The organism is Thermomonas aquatica (assembly GCF_006337105.1).
Classification (GTDB): Bacteria; Pseudomonadota; Gammaproteobacteria; order Xanthomonadales; family Xanthomonadaceae; genus Thermomonas; species Thermomonas aquatica.
This window is the reverse complement of sequence record NZ_CP040871.1, coordinates 69,591-88,915: the sequence shown is the minus strand read 5'-3', so window position 1 is coordinate 88,915 and position 19,325 is coordinate 69,591. Positions and strand designations below refer to the sequence as shown.

Here is a 19,325-nt window from a genome sequence, read left to right as displayed (position 1 = left end):
CCGTCGCGCCTGCCGCTCTATGCTTGCAGCGCACCCAAGCACCGCCGGAGGAAACCGCCATGCGCCTGCGCGAATCCCTGCATGTCCCCGCCGACGACATCACCGACGAAGCGGTCTATCGCGATCGCCGCCGGGTACTGGCGGCGATCGGCCTGCTGCCCGCCTTGGGCGTCGCCGGATGCTCAGAAGCCGCGCCTCCCCCGTCGAAGGTGGTGGTGACGCCGGCGCAGGCGAAATCCGGCTTCCGCACCGCCGAGGAACAGACCCGCGAGGCGGACGCGACCAGCTACAACAATTTCTACGAATTCGGCACCGCCAAGGACGATCCCTCGAATGCGGCGAAGACCCTGCGCACCAGCCCATGGACGGTGGCGGTGGGCGGGCATTGCGCCAAGCCCGGCAGGCTGTCGCTGGACGACCTGCTGAAGGGGCTCAGGCCCGAGGAACGCGTCTACCGGATGCGCTGCGTGGAAGGCTGGTCGATGGTGATCCCGTGGCTGGGCGTGCCGCTGGCGGACGTGCTGAAGCGCTTCGAGCCGACCTCGAAGGCCAAATACGTCGCCTTCACCAGTTTGGCCGACCCGCGGCAGATGCCGGGCGTGCGCGCCGACGTGCTCGACTGGCCCTACCGCGAAGGCCTGCGCATCGACGAGGCGATGCATCCGCTGACCCTGCTGGTGACCGGCATGTACGGCAAGCCCGTGCCGCAGCAGAACGGCGCGCCGTTGCGCCTCGTGGTGCCGTGGAAATACGGCTTCAAGGGAATCAAGTCGATCATCGCGATCACCTTCGTCGAGCGCATGCCGAAGACCAGCTGGAACCTGTCGCAGCCCTCGGAATACGGGTTCTTCTCCAACGTGAACCCCGCGGTCGACCACCCGCGCTGGAGCCAGAAGAGCGAGCGCCGGATCGCCGGCAGCGCCAGCAAGCTGTTCGCCGAACGCATCCCGACCCGGCCGTTCAACGGTTATGCCGAACAGGTCGCGTCGCTGTATGCCGGCATGGACCTGAAGAAGTGGTTCTGATGGCGAAGCCGAGGCGTCGCGCCGAACCGCGGATCATCCTCGCCAAGACCCTCGTCCACCTCGCCGCGCTCACTCCGCTGGCGATCCTGCTGTGGCAGGTGTGGAGCGTGGCCAGAACCGGCGGCAATGCGCTCGGCGCGGACCCGGTCGCCGAGATCGAGCACCGCCTCGGCCTGTGGGCGCTGCGTTTCCTGATGCTCACCCTGGCGATCACGCCCTTGCGCCAGCTCAGCGGCTGGAGCGTGCTGGTGCGCTTCCGGCGCATGCTCGGGCTGTACGCCTTCGCCTACGCCACGCTGCATTTCGCCGCCTACCTCGGCCTGGACCTGCGCGGGTTCTGGACGCAGGTGTTCGAGGACATCGCCAAGCGTCCGTACATCACCGTGGGTTTCATCGCCTGGCTGCTGCTGGTGCCGCTAGCGGTCACCTCCACCACCGGCTGGATCAGGCGCCTCGGCCGCCACTGGGCGCGCCTGCACATGCTGGTCTATGCCGTGGCCGTGCTGGCCGTGCTGCACTTCTGGTGGCTGGTGAAATCCGACATCCGCGAACCGGCGCTGTATGCCGGAATCGCCGCCTTGCTGCTGGGTTGGCGGCTGTGGAAACGCTGGCGGGTCAGAACTTCTCTTTCAGCACGCGCTTGATCTCGTTCTCGATCGGGTCCTTGAACATCGCGGTGAGGAAGCCGAGCTTGGCGTGCACGTGCAGTTCCTCCGGCTCCAGCGCGATGTGGCCGTCGACGCCGGAGCGCGAGAAATTCAGGGTGTCGCCCTCCCAGCCGTAATCCATCTCGAATTTCTCGGCGAGCTTCTTCGCGACGTCTTCGACCGCCTTGCGGGCCTTGGCCTTGGGCAGCGAATGGGCATGGCGGATATCGATGCGGGACATGGGCGGACCGTGGCGGCGGGTGACGGCGCATTGTGCCCGCCGCCGCGCCATGCAACCAGCCTCGCGGCCGGCGCATGCTAGATTCCCCCGCGATGAACGAACTGCGTCTGCGATTTTCCGATGGCGACCAACCCGACCTGGTGCTCGGCGCGGGCGTGCATGCGCTGGGGCGCTTGCCGACCGGGCTAGGCCCGGTGGACGGTGAGCAAGCGTGGCTGCTGCAGCTGTGCAACGACCGCCGCGGCATCTGGATGACCGTGGCCGACGAACTGCGCGGCGTGCACGTCAACGGCCGCCCGGTGCAGCACGTGGCGATGCTGCGCGCCGGCGACAGCATCCATGTCGACGGCAACGAACTGCTGCTGACCGCCGCCAACGACGGACGTGCGATGCCGCAGGCCAACGGCGCGCCGCGCGATCCGATCGGCAACCTGCGGCTGGTGCTGCGCGGCGTCGGCGGTGCGCACCATGGACGCAGCATCAGCCTGGAACAGCCACGCAAGATCGGGCGTGCGGGTGATGCCGACATCCGCATCGAAGGTCCCGGCATCGCCGAGCGGCATGCCACGGTGGAAGCCGTGAACGGCCAGGCCGTGCTGCGCGACGCCGGTGCCGACGTGCTGGTCAACGGCCAGCGCGTGCGCCAGGCGGCGCTGCATGCCGGCGACCAGATCGCGTTCGACGTGCAGCATCGCTTCGTGCTGGAGGGCCCGCCGCCGACGCCGGGGCCTTCGCCCGCCGCACGCCTGCGCGCGGCGTTCGCCGACGATGCGGATGAATTGCCCGCGCCGCCGCGCAAGTCCTGGCTGCAACGCATGCCCTGGTTGCTGGTCGCGGCGATCCTGCTGGCCGCGGCATTGTCCGCGTTGCTGCTGTTCGGCACCCGCTGAGTTCAGCCGCGGAACGGATCCGCGTCGCCGGCGAACAGCCGCTGCATCGTCAGCGTCTCGTTGCCGCGGATGTCGGCGAGGAAGGCGCGCGCATCGCCCAGCCCCTCGAAGGCGGCGAAGCCGCGCTCGAGGAAGGTCTGCAACTCGCCGAGTCCCGCGGCCTTCGCCGGCAGCCGCGACAGCCTGAGCAAGGCGCCCACGCCCGGCATCCGCAAGGCGGCCGCCAGGCCTTCGCCGACATCGCCGATCAGGGCGATCTGGCGGCCGCGCAAGCGCGGCAGGCCGACGTCGCGGTAGGCGCGTGCGTACAGTCCGTCGTCGATGCCGCGGCGTCGCCCGCCCAGCGCCTGCAGGGCGTCGGCCATGCGCAGGTCGAAGGCATGGGTCAGCGCGCCGAGCTCGATGCCGTCCGCCACGGTCTTCAACAGCGCGGCCGGCAGCAGCTTCTGCATCATCGGGATCACCCGCGCGATGTCGGCATCGCGGCGGGTGAAATCGTGGTCGCCGTAGACATCGGTCAGGAAGAAGCGCGCCGCCGGCCGCCGCGCCGGATCCTGCAGGAAGCCGGCGAAGCTGCGCTCCAGCCGCTGCGCCTGCCAGGCCTGCAAGGGCTTGAGCCAGCGCGACCGATTGCGCGGCTCGCGCGCCGGGTCGTACAGGGCCTGGTGGCAAGCCAGGCGCCGCGCCAGGCGCTCGGTTGGATCGGACTGGACGTGTGCGCGGCCGGCGGGCATCCGCGAAGTGTCGGCAGCCCGGCGAATCGACGCAATACTCGACAGCGCTCGGCTACACTCGGCCGCGCCCCGCACGAGTCCCCTGCATGCTGTCACTGCACGCCGCCGAACATCCCCGCCGCGACCGCGATGCCGCGCCACGCATCGGCCTGGCCATCGCCGGCGGCGGACCGATCGGCGCGATGTACGAACTCGGCGCGCTGCGCGCGCTGGACGAAGCCTGCGACGGCCTCGACCTGGCCCGGCTGGATTGCTACGTCGGGGTCAGTTCCGGCGCGTTCTTCGCCGCCGGCCTGGCCAACCGCATGGACACCGCCGAGCTGTGCCGGATCTTCATCAGCGGCGACAGCCAGGACGTCACCTTCCGCCCGGAAACCTTCCTGCGCCCGGCGCTGCTGGAATACATGCGCCGCGCCGCCTCGATCCCGCGGCTGACCGCCAAGCTCACCCAGGACCTGTGGTTCGGCCGCGGCGATTCGCGCTGGTCGGACCTGGTCACCCGCATCGGCGGACTGGTGCCGACCGGCCTGTTCGACAACGCCGAAGTCGAGCGCTTCCTGCGCGACGTGTTCAGCCGCCGCGGCCGCAGCAACGATTTCCGCGACCTGCAACGGCCGCTGTACGTGATCGGCGTGGATCTCGACAGCGGCGAGGCGGTGCGCTTCGGCGACACCGGTTGGGACGACGTGCCGATCTCGCAGGCGGTGCAGGCCAGCGCCGCCCTGCCCGGCCTGTATCCACCGGTGGAAATCCGCGACAAGAGCGGGCGCGCCCGCCATTTCGTCGATGGCGCGCTGCGCCGCACGATGCATGCCTCGGTGGTGCTCGACCGCGAGGTCGACCTGATGCTCGGCATCAATCCGCTGGTGCCGTTCAATCCCGGCAACGATGGCGATATCGAAGCGGCATCGCATCGCTTCAGCGACCGCCGCATCGCCGAAGGCGGCCTGCCCGGCGTGCTCTCGCAGACCCTGCGCACCATGCTGCAATCGCGCATGCAGGTCGGACTGGCGCGCTATGCACAGCAGTACCCGGACATCGACCAGCTGGTGTTCGAACCCAACGCCGCCGACCGCGAATTGTTCTACACCAACGTCTTCAGTTTCTCCGCGCGCCGGCGCATCTCGCAGCTCGCCTATCGCAACACCCTGGCCGACCTGCGCAACCGCCGCGACGTGCTGGAACCGGTGCTGGCACGGCATGGCATCACCCTGCGCGAGGACGTGATCGCCGATCGCCCGCGCTCGATCCTCGCCCACCTGCCGCCGTCCGGGCGCAGCACCGAGACCACTGCAGTCCTCGGCCGCGCGCTCGACGACATCGAGCATTCCTTGCGCAGGCATCGCCGCGGGCAATCGCGGCGCATGGTGTGAATGCTCTAGACAACAACGCGATGCTGCTGCGCAATCCATTCCCGTTGCGCCCGTTGGAGGGCACATGGCCAAGCTGAAGAAAACCGCCAACAAGAAGAGCCCCGCCGCCGATGCTTCGAGCAAGGCGCAGGCCGAGCGCTTGGGCAAGTCGATCACCGAGTCCGCGCAACAGATCTGGCTGGCCGGCATGGGTGCGTTCAACCGCGCGCAGGCCGAGGGCGGCAAGCTGTTCGAAAGCCTGGTCCGCGACGGCCTGTCGCTGGAGCAGACCGCGCGCAAGTTCACCGGCGCCCGCGCCGACTTCGTCCGCGACGCGGTCGAGGGCAAGGTCGGCCAGGCGCGCGAGCGCGCCACCGACACCTGGGACAAGCTGGAAAAGGTGTTCGAAGAGCGCGTGCAGCGCGCACTGGTCAAGCTCGGCGTGCCGGGTCGCGACGACCTCAATGCACTGACCGCGCGCGTCGAACGGCTGACCGAGGAATTGCGCAAGGCCAATGGCAGCGCAGCCCCCGCGCCGCCAAGAAGGCGCCGCGCAAGGCCGCTGCCGCCAAGGCACCGGCGAAACAGGCCAGCAAGCGCGCCAAGAAGGCCGCCGAGTAGATTTTCGCCAAAGTCCCGCCAGTCCGCCGCTTCGCTAGCTCCCCTCCCCCTGCGAATACGGACTGGCGGGCGTTTCGCGTGGCAATGGCCGCGTTCGCCATGCGCATGACCCCCAGCCCGCTGCCGAGCCGCGGGCATTGGCGCTATAGTCGTCACCCCGGATCCGGCTTCCAAGTCGAACGCGCATGACGCCCCTGTTACTCGCATTGTTCGTCTTCGCCATTGCCGGCGGCGCGGCCACGTACTGGCTGCGCCAGCACGGCAACCATGCCGATGCCAGCGTCGGCGTCCGCGAGCGTGGCGAAGCGCAGCTGGCGGAGCTGCGCTGGCGCGATTTCACCCGCCTGGTGCTGCAGGCGATGAAGGGCCGCGGCTACGAGCCGGTGATCGAAGACGGCATGTCGCCGGACGGGATTCCCTCTGATGGCGGCGACATCCTGCTCGAACGCAACGGCGAATACGTCCTGCTGTCCTGCAAGTACGGCAGTGCCGCGGTGGTCGGCGTGCAGGCGATCCTTGGCCTGGGCAAGTCGGCCACCCTGCGCGGCGCCGGCAGCGTGATCCTGGCCACGCCGGGGCGCTTCGAGAGCGAGGCGATGCGGGTCGCGCGCCAGCAGGGCAACATCGAACTGCTGGACGGCAAGGACCTCTGGCCCGAGTTGCGGCCCTACGTCGCGCGCGAACCCATCGATGCGCCGGCACCAATCGCCACGCCCACGCCACCACCGAAACGGGCGGTGGCCATCGCCTGGGGCGGTGCCGCGGCACTGGCCGCAGTCGCAGGCATGATCGCGCAGGGCATGCAGGGAGATGCGCCTGCCAGCGAGGCGCAAGCCATCGTTGCCAGCGCCCCTGCCCCCGCAACGCCGGCAGACGCGCCGGTACCGAAACCCGCGCCAACGGTGGCTGCAAACGACGCGGTTCCGACCGATCCCGCCGCGCTGGAACGTCGGCGCCGGGAGACCGCGAACGCGATTTCGACCCTGTTCGGCGTCGATCGCGCCCTGTGGTCGACCCAATCCACCCTGCTGGTGTATCTCTCCGCCGAGGAAGCCGATCCCAGCGGCGAACTTTGCCCGCTGCTCGAACGCTACCCGGAACTCGCCGCATCGCGCGTGCAATTGCAGCCGCCGCAGGGCAGCCAGAGGCCGGTGCGGTTCAAGCAGTGCCGCTCGTACTGAGCCGATCGACGCATGCGCGATGCCATGGCGGCATCGCGCATCGGATTCCCCCGATTACCAGTGCACCCCGCGCATCAGCGCGGCGAACGCGATCTGCTCGTTGCTCGGCGCAGTTTCGCCCTTGAGCGCGGCCTTGTCGCCCTTGGCCGCGGCCGAATCCGGGAACAGTTCGAACGCGGTGTTCATCACCACCTCGTAGGCCTTCGGCGCGAGGGCGTTGATCAATGCGCTGAAGATGCCCAGGCGGGTGGCGATGCGACTGGGCTTCTCGATGATGCCCTTCACCACCAAGTCGGCCGCCTCCTCCGGGCTCAGCGTCGGCACGCTGTCGTACATCTTGGTCGGCGCGATCATCGGGGTCTTCACCAGCGGCATGTTGATGGTGGTGAAGCTGATGCCCTTGCCCGACAGCTCGCCCTGCGCGCAGCGGCTGAACGCGTCCAGCGCGGCCTTCGACGCCACGTAGGCGGAGAAGCGCGGCGAATTGGCCAGCACGCCGATCGAGCTGATGTTGATGATGTGGCCCTTGCGGCGCTGGGTCATGGTCGGCATGAAGCCCATGATCAGTCGGATGCAGCCGAAGTAGTTCAGTTGCATGGTCCGCTCGAAATCGTGGAAGCGGTCGTAGCTGGCCTCGATCGAACGGCGGATCGAACGGCCGGCGTTGTTGACCAGGATGTCGACGTGGCCGTGCGCCTCCAGGATCTGCTTCACCAGCGCGTCGCAGCTGGACATCTCTGCCAGGTCGGCGGTGTAGGCGAACACCTTGCCGCCGGCGGCCTTCATCTCGTCGCGCGCCTTGAACAGCTCTTCCTCGCCGCGCGCCACGATCACCGTCACCGCACCCGCCGCCGCGACCTTCTGCGCGGTGGCCAGGCCGATGCCGGAGGACCCGCCGGTGATCACCACCACTTTGTTGCGCACCTTGCCCTTCAACGTGCGGTCGACGTACAGGTCGGGATCGAGGTGGCGTTCCCAGTAATCCCACAGCCGCCAGGCATACGAATCCAGCGCCGGCACCTTGATCCCGCTGCCCTTCAGCGCGCGCTCGGTCTCGCGGTTGTCGAAGCGGGTCGGATAGGTGATGAACTTCAGCACTTCCTTCGGGATCTTGAAGTCGCGCAGCATCATGCCGACGAAGCGCTTGACCGGCGGCAGGTTGCCGACCGCCATGCGGATGCCGCCAGGCACGAAGGCGAACATGCGCGCATCGATGCGCATGGTCATTTCAGGGGCGTGGCCGGCGCGGGCGAAGGTGTTGAGCACCTCGCCGACGCGTTGCGGTTCCGGATCGACCAGGTGGAAACAATGGCCATCCAGGCGCGGCTTGTGCGCGATGTGGTCCATCGCATCGACCACGAAATCGACCGGCACCACGTTGATCCGCCCGCCCTCGATGCCCAGCGTCGGCATCCACGGCGGCAACATTTCGCGCAGCTTCTTGAGGAAGGTGAAGAAGTAATAAGGGCCGTCGATCTTGTCCATTTCGCCGGTCTGCGAATGGCCGACCACCATGCCCGGCCGGTAGATGCGCCACTTGATCCGCTTCTCGCCGCGCACCAATCCCTCGGAATCGTGCTTGGTGCGCAGGTAGGGATCGTCCAGGCCCTCGGCTTCGTCGAACATGTCCTCGCGGAACACGCCCGGGTACAGGCCGGCGGCGGCGATCGAACTGGTGTGGTGGAAGCAGCCCACCTTCAGCGCGGCGGCCAGGTCCAGCGCGTGCTGGGTGCCGTCGATATTGGCGGCGCGCTGGCTTTCCGCGCTGGCGGTCATGTCGTAGATCGCAGCGAGATGGAAGAAATGCTGGATCTTCTTCGCCGACAGCGTGCGGATCTGCGCCGCGGACAAGCCGCACTTCGGCGCGGTCATGTCGCCGGTGACCGGCAGCACGCGCTTGGGATCCCAACCCATCTTCTTCGCAAGCGCGTCGAATTTCTTCAGCGACTCCTTGCGCACCAGCACATGGATGAGGCCCTTGCGCTTGAGCAGGTTGCCGATCAGGAAGCGACCCAGGAACCCGGTACCGCCGGTCACGAAATAGCTCATGCGCGCTCCCCTCGGAGGTTTGCAGGCGCGAAGCGCGCCTTGTATGCGCTACGTTGCCAGAGGCCGCGCGATCAAACAATTCCCCTGCGTATTGACCCCTCCCGGGACGCATGCTCTGATGCCCCCTCCACAGGGAGGAGCCCATACCATGTCCAAGCAGGCGATGTCCGATCTCAAGGCCAAGTTCGAACAGGCGGCCAAGGACGTGCATGCGCTGGCCGAGCGCCCGGACAACGACACCCTGCTGCGCCTGTACGGGCTGTACAAGCAAGGTGCGGAGGGCGACGTCAGCGGGCCGAAGCCGGGCTTCTTCGATTTCGTCGGCACCGCCAAGTACGAGGCCTGGGCCAAGCTGGCCGGCACCAGCCAGGACGATGCGATGAAGAAATACGTCGACCTGGTCAAGAAGCTGACCGCCTAGGCGCAGGACGACGATGGCCCGCCAGACCCGCCAGCGCATCCTGGATGCGTCGCTCGCGATGTTCAACGCGCAGGGCGAGCCCAACGTCACCACCAACCACATCGCCGACGAGCTGGAGATCAGCCCGGGCAATCTGTACTACCACTTCCGCAACAAGGACGACATCATCGAGCAGCTGTTCGGTGGTTACGAGGCGCGCATGGATGCCGCCCTGACCGCGCCGGAAGGCCGCCTGCCGGGCCTCGAGGACGTGTGGCTGCAGTTGCACCTGGTGTTCGAGTGCATCTGGGACTACCGCTTCCTGTACCGCGACCTGGTCGACATCCTGACCCGCAACCGCCGCCTGCGCATGCGCTTCGCGCGCATCCTCAAGCGTGCCGACGAACAGGCCCACCAGGTCATGCGCGGACTGGTGCAGGCGGGGGTGATGCGCGCCTCCGCCGACGAGGTGGATGCCGCGGCGACCAACATCCTGGTCATCGCCACCTTTTGGATGAACTACGCCGCCGCCCGCGGCGACAAGGACGAGCGCGCCTCGATCCGCGACGGCATCGTGCAGGTGATGATGCTGATCGCGCCGTTCCTGCGCGATGCGGAACGCGTGCATCTCAACACGCTGACCCGCGCCTACCTCGACTGATCGCGGATACGACAACGCCCCGCTTGCGCAGGGCGTTGCCGGGTACCGACAGGAGATCGGCAGGACTTAACGCGCGGCTTTCTTCGCCACGCGCTTGGCCGGCTTGCGCACGGCGCGACGGGCAACCGGCTTCTTGGCCGCGGTCTTGCGGGCCTTGCGCACGCTGCGCTTGGTTTTCGGTGCAAGGCCCAGCTTGGCGACGATCGGCGCCAGGCGCGCTTCGACTTCACCGCTGAGCTTCAACACCTTCGGCTCGACCTGGCTGCGCACGCCGTCGACGCCGGCGCGCAGGTCCGCCTCGGCGCGGCGGATCGCGTAACGCGCATCCGCGACGGTGTTCTCGACCTTGGACGCCGCACGCTTCACGGCGGCCTTCGATTCGCGACGCGCGGCGACCAGCATGCCGAGCGACGCCAGCCACAGGTGGCGCGGGGTCGGTTCAAGCGCAGTGGCCTGCAGCTTCTTGCGGGTTGCCTTCTTCTTGATGGCGGCCATGGCAGGCTCCGTAGGGGACGTGGGGTATTCGATGCGCGTAGCCTGCCGTTGCGCTGTCGAGCAAACACACTACCGATCCCCCTTGCCAGCACGCGCGCATGGCGGGATGCTGACCGCCTACGACATCGACTCGAGGGGAATCCGGATGGCGGCCAAATCGAACTGGGCGGCGTTTCCGCACGATGCCAAGGCCTATGCCTACGCAGGCGATGCGCTGAAGAAAGCCTGGCCCAAGTTGCACGCCGGCGATTGCGAGCCCTTCCCCGACGCCAAGCGCGCCGCCGCGCTGTTGAAGGCCGCCGGCAAGGCCGCGCCCAAGCTCGATGCCGATGCCCTGGCCGAAGCCCTGCAGGATGCCTGGCGCGCCTTCCATCGCGGCGATTTCAAGGCCGCCTTCGATGCCGGCGAGAAACTCGGCCCGGTCGGCGCCTCGGTCGCGATCAAGGCGATCGGCATCCACGCCACCTACCTGGTCGACGACGAAGCCGAGCAGCTGAAGCGTTACGAACAAGCCTCGAAGATCGCCGAAGCCGCGATCAAGGCGCTGCCGGACGAGGCCAACAGCCATTACCGCCACGCCTTCGCGCTGGGCCGCTACAGCCAGGGCCTGAGCATCGCCAAGGCGCTGAAGATGGGCATCGCCGGCAAGGTCCGCGCCTCGCTGGATGCCACCCTCGACCTCGAACCCAAGCACGCCGAGGCGCATACCGCGCTGGCCCTGTACCACGCCGAGATCATCAACAAGATCGGCGCGATGATCGGCGGCCTGACCTACGGCGCCAAGGCCGGCGAAGCGGAGAAGCACATCAAGGAAGCGGTCAAGCTGACCCCGGCCTCGCCGATCGCCCACATCGAGCACGGCAACGTGCTGTTGCTGCTGGACGAGAACCGCAACGAGGACGCCGCCGCCACCGCCTACGAGAAAGCCGGCAAGTGCAAGCCGCTGGATGCGATGGAAGCGCTGGACGCGGCCTATGCGCAGGAGCAGCTGGAGTAAGGCCGGCCCGGTTCAGGGCTGGCGATCGACCGGCCCGGTTTCGAGCCCTTGCGGCGGTGCGCGGCGCAATGCGCGGAAGAACGCCACCGCCCGTGCGCGATCCCGGGTCAGCAGGTACCAGCCGACGCACAGCAGCAGGAATGCGGCCAAGAGGAGCGGATGCGGCACGTCCAGCCGCATCGCCTGCCCGACCAGCAACCCGCTGAGGAGGCTGAACACCGTCAGCCACAGCGCCGCCCGGGTCGGACCGAAGCCGGCGTCCTGCATCAGGTGATGGATATGGTCGCGCCCCGCCGAGAACGGCGAGCGGCCTTCCTGCAGGCGGCGCACGATCAACACCAGGCAATCCATCACCGGGATCGGCAACAGCCACAGCGCCAGCACCGGGTTCACCGGGTGCCCCGGGTTCTGGGTGAGGCGGAACGACACCCAGGCGATCACCAGGCCCAGCAAGGCGCTGCCCGCATTGCCCAGGAACACCTTCGCGCGCGGGCGCCACGGCAGGCGGATGTTCCACGCCAGGAAGCCTGCCAGCGCACCGCACAGGACGGACAGGCGCATCGCCAGCAATTCGTTGCCCGCATAGATCGATGCCGCGCACAGCATCGCCAGCGCCGCCAGCCCCAGCAAGCCGGCCAGGCCATCGGCGCCATCGATCATGTTCATCGCATTGACGATGCCGATCGTGGCGAACACGGTGAACGGCACCGACAGCCAGCCTAGCGACATCTCGCCCAAGCCGAACACCGGTCCGATTTGTTCCACCTGGACGCCGCCCCAGAAAATGATGATCAGGGCCGCCGCGGATTGGGCCAGGACACGCCAATACCAACGCAAGTCGTGCAGGTCGTCGTACAGGCCGACCGCGACCAGCAAGACTGCCGCCACGCAGAACGCCTGCAAGGTCTGGCTGCTGGTCTGCACGAAGAAGAAGGCGACCAGGCAACCGACCAGGATGGCCAGGCCGCCGGTGACGGGGGTAGGATGCTCATGGTCCTTGCGGCCCTGCGGGTGGTCGAGCAGGTTCAGTCTGCGGGCCACCGGCTGCATCAGCCAAAGCATCAAGGTCGTGACCGCGAAAGCGACGAACGCGGACGTAGGGTTGAATCCGTGCAACACGCGAATCCCGTGGGCTGTCACGGCAAGCCGGACGACGAGGCCATTCTACCCGGCCTGGCAACCGATCTCACTGTTTTCGTGACAAAGTTCGTGCTATCATCGGCCGGCCTCAAGCTTTGTGCGGGCTGACCACAGGGGGATTCACCTTATGAAGCATATTCGTTGCAGGAAGGCCGCTGTCCTGATGATGGGCATTGCCGGCGTCGGTCTGGCTCAGGCACAGGAAGCACCCATCGGCGCGCCGCAGGACTGGAGCAGCCGCGCAGTCATCACCGCCAAGCCGATGACGCCGGACGAACTTGACCGTGCAGGCCGCAGTGCCGATATCCCCCGACTCTACCGCGACCCACGCTATGTCGCATCCGTGCTACGTCGGATCGAGAACGAAACCCCGCGTGTCGCCGCGCTGGCGAAGACCACCTCTCCCGCCCAGACAGGTCGCACGCGTGATCGCACGCGGCCTCAACCCGGCGGCGGACAAGGCGGCCAGCCCAATGGCAATTCGGAAACCGTCCTGCGCGACTGGAGCAATGTGCTCGGCGGCGGTGCCGATGGACAAGGCGGCCGCGCCGCACCGGGCATCTTCCCGGCCAAGTACAACCTGGACATCTTCGCCCCGCCCAGTTGCAGCGGCGACTTCGTGGTCTACACCACCAATGCTGCCGGCGCCAGTCAAAGCGGCACCGCGCAAGAGCAATGGAGCGGCAGCTTCAGCAACAATCCGACCAACGGCCAGACCGTCACCATTGGCCTGGCAGGTTCGCGCCGGGTGCAATTGACCGCCAGCACCAGCAGCAATACCGGGCTCAATTTCCAGATCGGGGCAGACGCCACCGCAACCGCCACGAACCTGCGCAACGCCATCACCCGCTGGGAAGGCCAGACCGGCTTCCGCGCCGCGGGCGCCGGCACGACGGTCACTCTCATTTCCAATACCGCCGGCGACATCAATAACAGCTCGATCGCATCGACGCTGTCCAACATCACCCTCACCCGCACGTACAGCGGCACCGCCAGCGCGGGGCAACCGACCGTCCTCGCCTTCAACCAGTTGTACAACACCACCTGCAACGCGGGACGCACCAACACCAATGCGCCCAACGTGATGTGGGCCTACAACACCGGCACCGGCTACATCACCGAGACCTCGCCCGTGTTGTCCTATCTGGATGGCGGCAAGCAGGTCGCCTTCGTCCAGCGCAACGGCAACACCCTGCAACTGGTACTGCTGAAGCCGGGCAGCGGCTCAGGAACCGCGGCGAATCCCGCCTCCCCCACGCTTGTATCCAATGCAGCCTACCGGGGTTGCTCCGACGCGGGCGGCTGTTACACCACGATTTCGTTCAGCACCGCGGCTGGCGCCAACAACGTCACCACCACCACCGTCCCGACGTATTCCTCGCCGTTCGTGGACTACGTTGGCGACATCCTGTGGGTGGGCGACGGCAACGGCATCCTGCACAAGTTCGCGGACGTGTTCCAGGGCGCCAACCCGCGGGAAATCACCAGCGGCGGTTTCCCGAAGGCGGTCGAACTGGGCATGAAGTTGTCTTCGCCGGTGTTCGACTACAACGGCCGCGTGTTCGTGGGCACGCAGAGCGGTACCGGAACCGTGGGCGGCAAGCTGCACCGCATCCTGGCCAGCAACGGCACCACCGAAGCCACCAGCGGCAAGCTGGCCCGGGACGGGACCACGGGCCTGCGCGAATCGCCGATCATCGACCTGCGCACCGGCAGCGTCTATGCCTTCACCTTCAACGACAACACCTCCAACTTCACCGATGCCAACCGCTGCGATGCATTCAACAACGAGATCGACGGCTGCCGTGCGGTCTTCCGCTTCGATCGCCTGTTCGCTGCCAACAACACCGGCACGCGCCAGTGGCTCGGTCGCGGCAACGGCTTGACGCGCGCGTTGTACGCCGGCGGGTTCGATGACGCCTACTACAACGGGGACGGCACCACCGGCAACATGTACATCACCGGTGGGCTCCCGGACAATACCTTCTACGCCACCCTCTGGAAGGTGCCGATCACCACGAACGGCGAATTGGGCAGCTCGATCATCGGTCCGACATTCGGCGTGCGCGACCGCTACATCGACGGCGACGCGGGTACCGGCCTGAACGGATCCATCGACAACCTGCAGAATCTCTCCCCCGTCACGGTCATCAAGAATCCCCACACCGGTTTCGAGTATCTGTATGCCAGCACCGCAAGCTGGGGCAATGCCGCCGGCTGCGGCAACGGCACCTACGCGGGCGGCGCCTGTCTGTACATGTACCGCCTGAATCAACAGGTGACCGTGGTGGGCAGCAGCGAGACCTGGACGCTACGGATTGCAGCGGGCACTTACACTGGTCAATGGTGGAATCCAACCTACCAAGGCATGCCTTCGCCCGGTGCCGGTAGTATCAATCTGGAGGGCACGGTTCTGACTGCGGGGACCCACTTCAGCACATCTGGTAATCGCAGTGCGGATCGCACTGCCTTGGTGAATGCCATCGATGCACTGACTGGCTACAACGCGGTGGCCACTGGCGGTTGCGACACGGGCTTCAATCCAGGCGCAGCCTGCGACATCCTCATCACCCGCGTGGCGCAGGGTAATGTGACCCCCGACACGGTGACCGCATCGCTCACCAACGTCAGCCAGACCGGCAATGTGGACGGTGCAACCGGCGGCACCTACATGCAGGACATCACCTGGGACACCAGCGTCACGCCCACCGCCGCACTGGCGGTGACCGCCGGCAACGGCGCCGCGCCGGCGACCCAGGTGCCTGGCGGCACCGGCGGTATCGTGGTGGACAACGTGCGCCCGGATACGGAAACGGGCACCTCGCAGGTGTATTTCACCCAGGGCGGTGTGACCGGCAACGCCGTTCAGGCCAGCCAGAGCGGTTTGCAGTAAGTTCGCCCAACACATCCAGCAGAGACCCACATGACCACGAAGCAGCAGAACGCAACCCAGGAGATGGTCTCCCCAGCCGCCGCGACGACTGATCGCCTGCCCTATATCAAGCCGGCCTTCAGCAGCGAAAGCGTGTTTGAGACCATGGCCTTGGCATGCGGCAAGGTGCGTGGCCAGTCGCAGGATCAGTGCCGGCGAGTGGCGAGCAATTCGTGAGTGCAAACCGGGTTGTGGAAACGACCACAGCCAATGTACGGATCGAACTGGCGCAGGACACCCTGCGCCAGTTTGGTTTTCTGCGTATGCGTGCCACCGGCAGTAGCATGCTGCCGGCCATCGCGCCGGGCGATCTGCTCACCTTCCGCGCATGCAGCGCCGATCAGGCGCAACCCGGGCAGGTGGTTCTGCTGCGCCGGTCGCAGGGACTGGTGGCTCACCGACTGGTCGCATGCGAGGGCGCGCTATTGACGACCCGTGGCGATGCCTTGGCCGCGACAGACGAACCTGCTGCCACTGCATCTCTACTCGGCGTATTGGTGGGCCAGGAACGTGGCTTGCGCAATCTTCCGGCCGGCGGCCGCTACTGGCTGCGCCGGCAACGCGCCGCGCGCTGGCTGATCCAGCGTTTCGATGCTGCGCATCGGCTATTGAACCGCATGCCTGTGCTTGTCCGGTTGGCCGCATGAACGCCCACGCCATTGCCACCGCTGCACGCGAGATGGACATCGGTATCGGCGGCCTGTGGGTACGCCTGCGTACCGATTCGCCCGACTTCGTCGCCGCAATGGCCGGGCGCTTCCGGGGCTTTCTGGGCCATGTGGCGCAACCCGATCACGTATTCGACATCGAGCTGACGCCATTCCCTGATGGCGACGACGAAGCAGTGGATGCCCATGCCGATGAAGTGCAGGTGACCCGCGCTGGTCACCTGTGGCAAGTGCGCCGCGGCGATTTCTTCGCCCAGTGGGATCCTCGCCTGCGCCATGGGCATGCGCGCATGGTGCCGAGCCCGTATTCGCTCGATTCGGTGATTCGCATCCTGCACACGCTGATCCTGGCGGAACAGGGCGGCATGCTCATGCATGCCTCCAGCGTGGCCTGGGGTGGGCGCGCCTTCGTGTTCACCGGCGTCTCCGGTGCGGGCAAGACCACCATTTCGCGCCTGTGTCCGCCGGATGCGCATATCCTGACCGACGAGATGTCGTTCATACGTGCAACCGATGGCCTCTACTCCGCGCATGGCACGCCATTCTCTGGCGAATTGGGCCGGCCCGGCGAAAACCTGAGCGCACCGCTGGCCGGAATCTTCCTGCTGGCACAGGGTCCGGAAAACCGCGTTGATCCGTTTTCGCCAGCGCAAGCAGTGCGTGCATTGATGGCCAACATTCTGTACTTCGCCCGCGACGATGCGTTGACTACACGCGTCTTCGACAACGCGATCGCGCTGGCCGCGCGCGTACCGGTGCGCAGACTCACCTTCGTCCCCGATAGTCGCGTCTGGGACCTGATCGGCAGCCAAGCATGAGCAACCCGACCTACCTGTTGCGCGAAGAGAACGTCGCGGCGCGCCGCATCGGCGACGAACTGATGATCATGTCGGCGAAAGAATCGGCATTGTTCAGCCTCAACGAAACCGCGGCGATCCTCTGGAACGCGGCGGACGGGATCACCCCGCTGTCGGACATCGTGGCGCGCGACATCTGCACGCGCTACGAGATGGATGCCGACACCGCCATGCGGGACGCATGCGAGCTAGTCGAAGGCCTCGCCGCGCATGGCATCGTTCGCCTGTCGGATCGGCCATTCGGGGACCAGGGATCGTCGCCATGAGCCTGATGCACCAGATGGGCACGCGCGCGCTGGAGCTGGGCATCCCGCTCAGCGTGCAGCTCGATCTGACTTATCGCTGCAACGAGCGCTGCGTGCATTGCTACCTCGACCATGAAGACCATGGCGAGATGACCACGTCCGAAATGCTGGACCTGCTGGATCAGTTGTCCGCCGCCGGTGTGTTCTTCCTGACCCTGAGCGGCGGCGAGATCTTCATGCGCCAGGACCTTTTCGCCATCGTTGAACATGCGCGCAAGCTGCAGTTCTCGGTGAAGCTGAAGACGAACGCAGTGATGATCCGGGAAGCGAAAGCCAGGCGAATCGCCGAATTGGGCGTGGATTCTGTGCAGATCAGCCTGTATTCGCACGATGCCGCCACACAGGACGAGATCACCAAGCTGCCCGGCTCCTTCAAACGCACGATCGAAGGGATCCGCTATCTCCGCGACGCCGGCGTCAAGGTGTCTCTGGCCAATGTGTTGATGGCGCAGAACGCCGACCATTACAAGCAGGTGCAGGCGCTTGCCGACGACATGGGTGTTGGCTATACCGTGGACGCCACCATCACCCCGATGATGGATGGCGACCGCGGCATCGTCGACCTCAACATGGATCCGGCCCGGCTTGCCGGGATCATGCACGACACCTCCCTGCTCGGCGACCAGGTGGAGCGCCTGCTCGCACCTCCCAGCGGTCCCACGCCACTGGAAGAGGCTTACAAGACCCTGCCCTGCAGCGCCGGCCACACCGCCTGCTACGTTTCGCCCTACGGCGACGTGTTCCCCTGCGTGCAGTTCCCCTACAAGGTGGGCAACGTGCGCGAGCAGGCCTTCATCGACATCTGGAAGCACTCGCCGCAACTCAACGACGTGCGCGCGATCCGGGTCAGCGACCTCGAGGGCTGCTCCAGCTGCGTGCACGGCAGCAGCTGCACCCGCTGCCCGGGGCTGGCCTACCTGGAGGGCAACATGCGCGGACCGTCGATCCAGGACTGCGAGAAATCCTTCGCCCGCACCGGGGTGCCGTCGAAGAACCTGCAACGCAAGCAGGGCCGCGAGATCCCGCTGCAGGTGCTGGTGGCCTGACCGCGGTCAGGGCCGGCGCAAGCGCCGGAAGAACGCGACCGCGCGCGTCCGGTCGCGGGTCAGCAGGTACCAGCCCACGCACAAGGCGATGTAGGCGGCCAGCAGCAGCGGGTTCGGCACGTCCAGGCGCATCGCCTGCCCCACCACCAGGCCGCAGGCCAGGCTGAAGACCGTGAGCCAGAAGGCCGCACGCGTGGGCCCGAAGCCGGCGTCCTGCATCATGTGGTGGATGTGGTCGCGGCCCGCGGCGAACGGCGAACGCCCCTCCTGCAGGCGACGCACGATCAGCACCAGGGTGTCCATCACCGGGATCGGCAGCAGCCACAGCGCCAGCACCGGGTTCACCGGGTGGCCATCGTTCTGGGTCAGCCGGAACGCGACCCAGGCGATCACCAAGCCCAGGAAACCGCTGCCCGCATTGCCCATGAACACCCGCGCGCGCGGACGCCACGGGAAGCGCAGGTTCCACACCAGGAATCCGGCGAGGGCGCCGCACAGCACCGCCACGCGCTCGGCCAGCACCAGGTTGCCGGCATAGACCGAGGCCGCGCAGAGCATCGCCAGCGCCGCCAGCCCGAGCATCCCGGCCAGGCCGTCCGCGCCGTCGATCATGTTCATCGCATTGATGATGCCGACCATCGCGAACACCGTGAACGGCACCGACAGGAACCCGAGCGAGGTCTGCCCGAGGCCGAACAACGGCCCCAGCTGCTCCACCCGCACGCCGCCCCAGAAGATCACCACCAGCGCCGCGACGACCTGCGCCAGGACCCGCCAGTACCAGCGCAGGTCGTGCTTGTCGTCCCACAGGCCGACCGCCACCAGCAGCACGGTGGCGATGCAGAACGCCTGGATCGATGGCGTCAGGTTGGGCGCGGCCCAGTAGGCCAGGATACTGGCGATCGCCATCGCCAGGCCGCCGGTGACCGGGGTCGGGCGCTCATGGTCCTTGCGCCCCTTGGGATAGTCCATCAGGTCCAGGCGACGCGCCGCTGGCTCCAGCCACCACGGCAACAGGGCGGCCAACACGAAGGCGGCCACGGCGCTGGTCGGATCGAAGCCCCGGAACACTGGCACTCCCGCA

General features: G+C 67.0%; 21 protein-coding genes. 15 read left to right on the top strand and 6 right to left on the bottom strand.

Annotated elements, in window-relative coordinates:
* The first annotated feature begins 59 nt into the window (after nt 1–59).
* A complete protein-coding gene (gene msrP, locus FHQ07_RS00445; protein ID WP_139717795.1) occupies nt 60–1,025 on the top strand; it encodes a protein-methionine-sulfoxide reductase catalytic subunit MsrP in 966 nt (321 codons plus the stop codon).
* On the top strand, nt 1,025–1,669 hold the full coding sequence (gene msrQ / locus FHQ07_RS00440) for a protein-methionine-sulfoxide reductase heme-binding subunit MsrQ (protein WP_139714784.1): 645 nt from the start codon (nt 1,025–1,027) through the stop codon (nt 1,667–1,669). The genes msrP and msrQ overlap by 1 nt, the downstream gene beginning before the upstream one ends.
* On the opposite strand, the gene FHQ07_RS00435 is transcribed toward msrQ, so the two are convergent.
* On the bottom strand, nt 1,641–1,913 hold the full coding sequence (locus FHQ07_RS00435) for a polyhydroxyalkanoic acid system family protein (protein ID WP_139714783.1): 273 nt from the start codon (nt 1,911–1,913) through the stop codon (nt 1,641–1,643). The two genes, msrQ and FHQ07_RS00435, sit on opposite strands and share 29 nt — an antisense overlap.
* A 92-nt stretch (nt 1,914–2,005) precedes the next feature.
* Between FHQ07_RS00435 and FHQ07_RS00430 the strand changes: the two genes are divergently transcribed.
* Nucleotides 2,006–2,803, top strand: coding sequence for an FHA domain-containing protein (locus FHQ07_RS00430; RefSeq protein ID WP_139714782.1), 798 nt, complete (start codon nt 2,006–2,008; stop codon nt 2,801–2,803).
* A gap of 2 nt (nt 2,804–2,805) precedes the next feature.
* Here FHQ07_RS00430 and FHQ07_RS00425 read toward each other — a convergent pair whose 3' ends face one another.
* The gene (locus FHQ07_RS00425; RefSeq protein ID WP_139714781.1) at nt 2,806–3,537 is read right to left on the bottom strand and encodes a DUF8198 family protein; all 732 of its coding nucleotides are present in this window, start codon (nt 3,535–3,537) and stop codon (nt 2,806–2,808) included.
* A gap of 86 nt (nt 3,538–3,623) precedes the next feature.
* Between FHQ07_RS00425 and FHQ07_RS00420 the strand changes: the two genes are divergently transcribed.
* The 3 genes from FHQ07_RS00420 (at nt 3,624) to FHQ07_RS00410 (ending at nt 6,691) form a co-directional block, all read left to right on the top strand.
* Entirely contained in the window at nt 3,624–4,910 is a 1,287-nt protein-coding gene (locus FHQ07_RS00420) for a patatin-like phospholipase family protein (RefSeq protein WP_139714780.1), read from the top strand.
* A gap of 64 nt (nt 4,911–4,974) precedes the next feature.
* The gene (locus FHQ07_RS00415) at nt 4,975–5,619 is read left to right on the top strand and encodes a phasin family protein (protein ID WP_139714779.1); all 645 of its coding nucleotides are present in this window, start codon (nt 4,975–4,977) and stop codon (nt 5,617–5,619) included.
* A 76-nt stretch (nt 5,620–5,695) separates the two neighbouring features.
* Complete coding sequence (locus FHQ07_RS00410) at nt 5,696–6,691, top strand: restriction endonuclease (RefSeq protein WP_139714778.1); 996 nt, start codon at nt 5,696–5,698, stop codon at nt 6,689–6,691.
* Between the two features lie 54 nt (nt 6,692–6,745).
* Here the strand turns inward: FHQ07_RS00410 and FHQ07_RS00405 are convergent, their stop codons facing one another.
* Nucleotides 6,746–8,740 (bottom strand): SDR family oxidoreductase, encoded by a 1,995-nt coding sequence (locus FHQ07_RS00405; protein ID WP_139714777.1) that lies wholly within the window; start codon nt 8,738–8,740, stop codon nt 6,746–6,748.
* 163 nt (nt 8,741–8,903) lie between these two features.
* Between FHQ07_RS00405 and FHQ07_RS00400 the strand changes: the two genes are divergently transcribed.
* Nucleotides 8,904–9,161 carry an acyl-CoA-binding protein gene (locus FHQ07_RS00400; RefSeq protein ID WP_139717793.1) on the top strand — a complete coding sequence of 86 codons (258 nt, stop codon included), beginning with the start codon at nt 8,904–8,906 and terminating at the stop codon, nt 9,159–9,161.
* Between the two features lie 13 nt (nt 9,162–9,174).
* Nucleotides 9,175–9,801 (top strand): TetR/AcrR family transcriptional regulator, encoded by a 627-nt coding sequence (locus FHQ07_RS00395; RefSeq protein WP_139714776.1) that lies wholly within the window; start codon nt 9,175–9,177, stop codon nt 9,799–9,801.
* Nucleotides 9,802–9,867: 66 nt separating this feature from the next.
* Here FHQ07_RS00395 and FHQ07_RS00390 read toward each other — a convergent pair whose 3' ends face one another.
* Complete coding sequence (locus tag FHQ07_RS00390) at nt 9,868–10,296, bottom strand: hypothetical protein (protein ID WP_139714775.1); 429 nt, start codon at nt 10,294–10,296, stop codon at nt 9,868–9,870.
* A gap of 145 nt (nt 10,297–10,441) precedes the next feature.
* On the opposite strand from FHQ07_RS00390, the gene FHQ07_RS00385 reads away from it, so the two are divergent.
* Nucleotides 10,442–11,293, top strand: coding sequence for a tetratricopeptide repeat protein (locus FHQ07_RS00385; protein WP_139714774.1), 852 nt, complete (start codon nt 10,442–10,444; stop codon nt 11,291–11,293).
* Between the two features lie 12 nt (nt 11,294–11,305).
* Here FHQ07_RS00385 and FHQ07_RS00380 read toward each other — a convergent pair whose 3' ends face one another.
* Nucleotides 11,306–12,334 carry an MraY family glycosyltransferase gene (locus tag FHQ07_RS00380; protein ID WP_168191416.1) on the bottom strand — a complete coding sequence of 343 codons (1,029 nt, stop codon included), beginning with the start codon at nt 12,332–12,334 and terminating at the stop codon, nt 11,306–11,308.
* Between the two features lie 226 nt (nt 12,335–12,560).
* Here FHQ07_RS00380 and FHQ07_RS00375 point away from each other — a divergent pair, with 226 nt between their 5' ends.
* From FHQ07_RS00375 to FHQ07_RS00350, 6 genes are read left to right on the top strand one after another with little or no spacing between them, the layout of a single operon-like run.
* A complete protein-coding gene (locus FHQ07_RS00375) occupies nt 12,561–15,326 on the top strand; it encodes a hypothetical protein (protein WP_139714772.1) in 2,766 nt (921 codons plus the stop codon).
* A gap of 30 nt (nt 15,327–15,356) precedes the next feature.
* Nucleotides 15,357–15,542, top strand: a complete 186-nt coding sequence (locus FHQ07_RS00370) for a hypothetical protein (RefSeq protein WP_139714771.1) — start codon at nt 15,357–15,359, stop codon at nt 15,540–15,542.
* Nucleotides 15,543–15,556: 14 nt separating this feature from the next.
* Nucleotides 15,557–16,012: a S24/S26 family peptidase gene (locus FHQ07_RS00365; RefSeq protein ID WP_139714770.1), complete on the top strand. Its 456-nt coding sequence runs from the start codon at nt 15,557–15,559 to the stop codon at nt 16,010–16,012.
* Nucleotides 16,009–16,851: a hypothetical protein gene (locus tag FHQ07_RS00360; protein ID WP_139714769.1), complete on the top strand. Its 843-nt coding sequence runs from the start codon at nt 16,009–16,011 to the stop codon at nt 16,849–16,851. The genes FHQ07_RS00365 and FHQ07_RS00360 overlap by 4 nt, the downstream gene beginning before the upstream one ends.
* Complete coding sequence (locus FHQ07_RS00355; RefSeq protein ID WP_139714768.1) at nt 16,848–17,156, top strand: PqqD family protein; 309 nt, start codon at nt 16,848–16,850, stop codon at nt 17,154–17,156. The genes FHQ07_RS00360 and FHQ07_RS00355 overlap by 4 nt, the downstream gene beginning before the upstream one ends.
* Nucleotides 17,153–18,241, top strand: coding sequence for a radical SAM/SPASM domain-containing protein (locus tag FHQ07_RS00350; protein ID WP_168191415.1), 1,089 nt, complete (start codon nt 17,153–17,155; stop codon nt 18,239–18,241). The genes FHQ07_RS00355 and FHQ07_RS00350 overlap by 4 nt, the downstream gene beginning before the upstream one ends.
* A gap of 6 nt (nt 18,242–18,247) precedes the next feature.
* Here the strand turns inward: FHQ07_RS00350 and FHQ07_RS00345 are convergent, their stop codons facing one another.
* Nucleotides 18,248–19,312 carry an MraY family glycosyltransferase gene (locus FHQ07_RS00345; protein ID WP_139714766.1) on the bottom strand — a complete coding sequence of 355 codons (1,065 nt, stop codon included), beginning with the start codon at nt 19,310–19,312 and terminating at the stop codon, nt 18,248–18,250.
* Nucleotides 19,313–19,325 lie beyond the last annotated feature (13 nt).

Bases quoted from the DNA above. Each gene is read 5' to 3' on its own strand.
- msrQ (WP_139714784.1), top strand. From the start codon at position 1,025: ATGGCGAAGCCGAGGCGTCGCGCCGAACCGCGGATCATCCTCGCCAAG.
- msrP (WP_139717795.1), top strand. From the start codon at position 60: ATGCGCCTGCGCGAATCCCTGCATGTCCCCGCCGACGACATCACCGAC.
- FHQ07_RS00410 (WP_139714778.1), top strand. From the start codon at position 5,696: ATGACGCCCCTGTTACTCGCATTGTTCGTCTTCGCCATTGCCGGCGGC.
- FHQ07_RS00390 (WP_139714775.1), bottom strand. From the start codon at position 10,296: ATGGCCGCCATCAAGAAGAAGGCAACCCGCAAGAAGCTGCAGGCCACT.
- FHQ07_RS00420 (WP_139714780.1), top strand. From the start codon at position 3,624: ATGCTGTCACTGCACGCCGCCGAACATCCCCGCCGCGACCGCGATGCC.
- FHQ07_RS00435 (WP_139714783.1), bottom strand. From the start codon at position 1,913: ATGTCCCGCATCGATATCCGCCATGCCCATTCGCTGCCCAAGGCCAAG.
- FHQ07_RS00375 (WP_139714772.1), top strand. From the start codon at position 12,561: ATGAAGCATATTCGTTGCAGGAAGGCCGCTGTCCTGATGATGGGCATT.
- FHQ07_RS00400 (WP_139717793.1), top strand. From the start codon at position 8,904: ATGTCCGATCTCAAGGCCAAGTTCGAACAGGCGGCCAAGGACGTGCAT.
- FHQ07_RS00385 (WP_139714774.1), top strand. From the start codon at position 10,442: ATGGCGGCCAAATCGAACTGGGCGGCGTTTCCGCACGATGCCAAGGCC.
- FHQ07_RS00430 (WP_139714782.1), top strand. From the start codon at position 2,006: ATGAACGAACTGCGTCTGCGATTTTCCGATGGCGACCAACCCGACCTG.
- FHQ07_RS00370 (WP_139714771.1), top strand. From the start codon at position 15,357: ATGACCACGAAGCAGCAGAACGCAACCCAGGAGATGGTCTCCCCAGCC.
- FHQ07_RS00395 (WP_139714776.1), top strand. From the start codon at position 9,175: ATGGCCCGCCAGACCCGCCAGCGCATCCTGGATGCGTCGCTCGCGATG.
- FHQ07_RS00415 (WP_139714779.1), top strand. From the start codon at position 4,975: ATGGCCAAGCTGAAGAAAACCGCCAACAAGAAGAGCCCCGCCGCCGAT.
- FHQ07_RS00360 (WP_139714769.1), top strand. From the start codon at position 16,009: ATGAACGCCCACGCCATTGCCACCGCTGCACGCGAGATGGACATCGGT.
- FHQ07_RS00350 (WP_168191415.1), top strand. From the start codon at position 17,153: ATGAGCCTGATGCACCAGATGGGCACGCGCGCGCTGGAGCTGGGCATC.
- FHQ07_RS00425 (WP_139714781.1), bottom strand. From the start codon at position 3,537: ATGCCCGCCGGCCGCGCACACGTCCAGTCCGATCCAACCGAGCGCCTG.
- FHQ07_RS00355 (WP_139714768.1), top strand. From the start codon at position 16,848: ATGAGCAACCCGACCTACCTGTTGCGCGAAGAGAACGTCGCGGCGCGC.
- FHQ07_RS00405 (WP_139714777.1), bottom strand. From the start codon at position 8,740: ATGAGCTATTTCGTGACCGGCGGTACCGGGTTCCTGGGTCGCTTCCTG.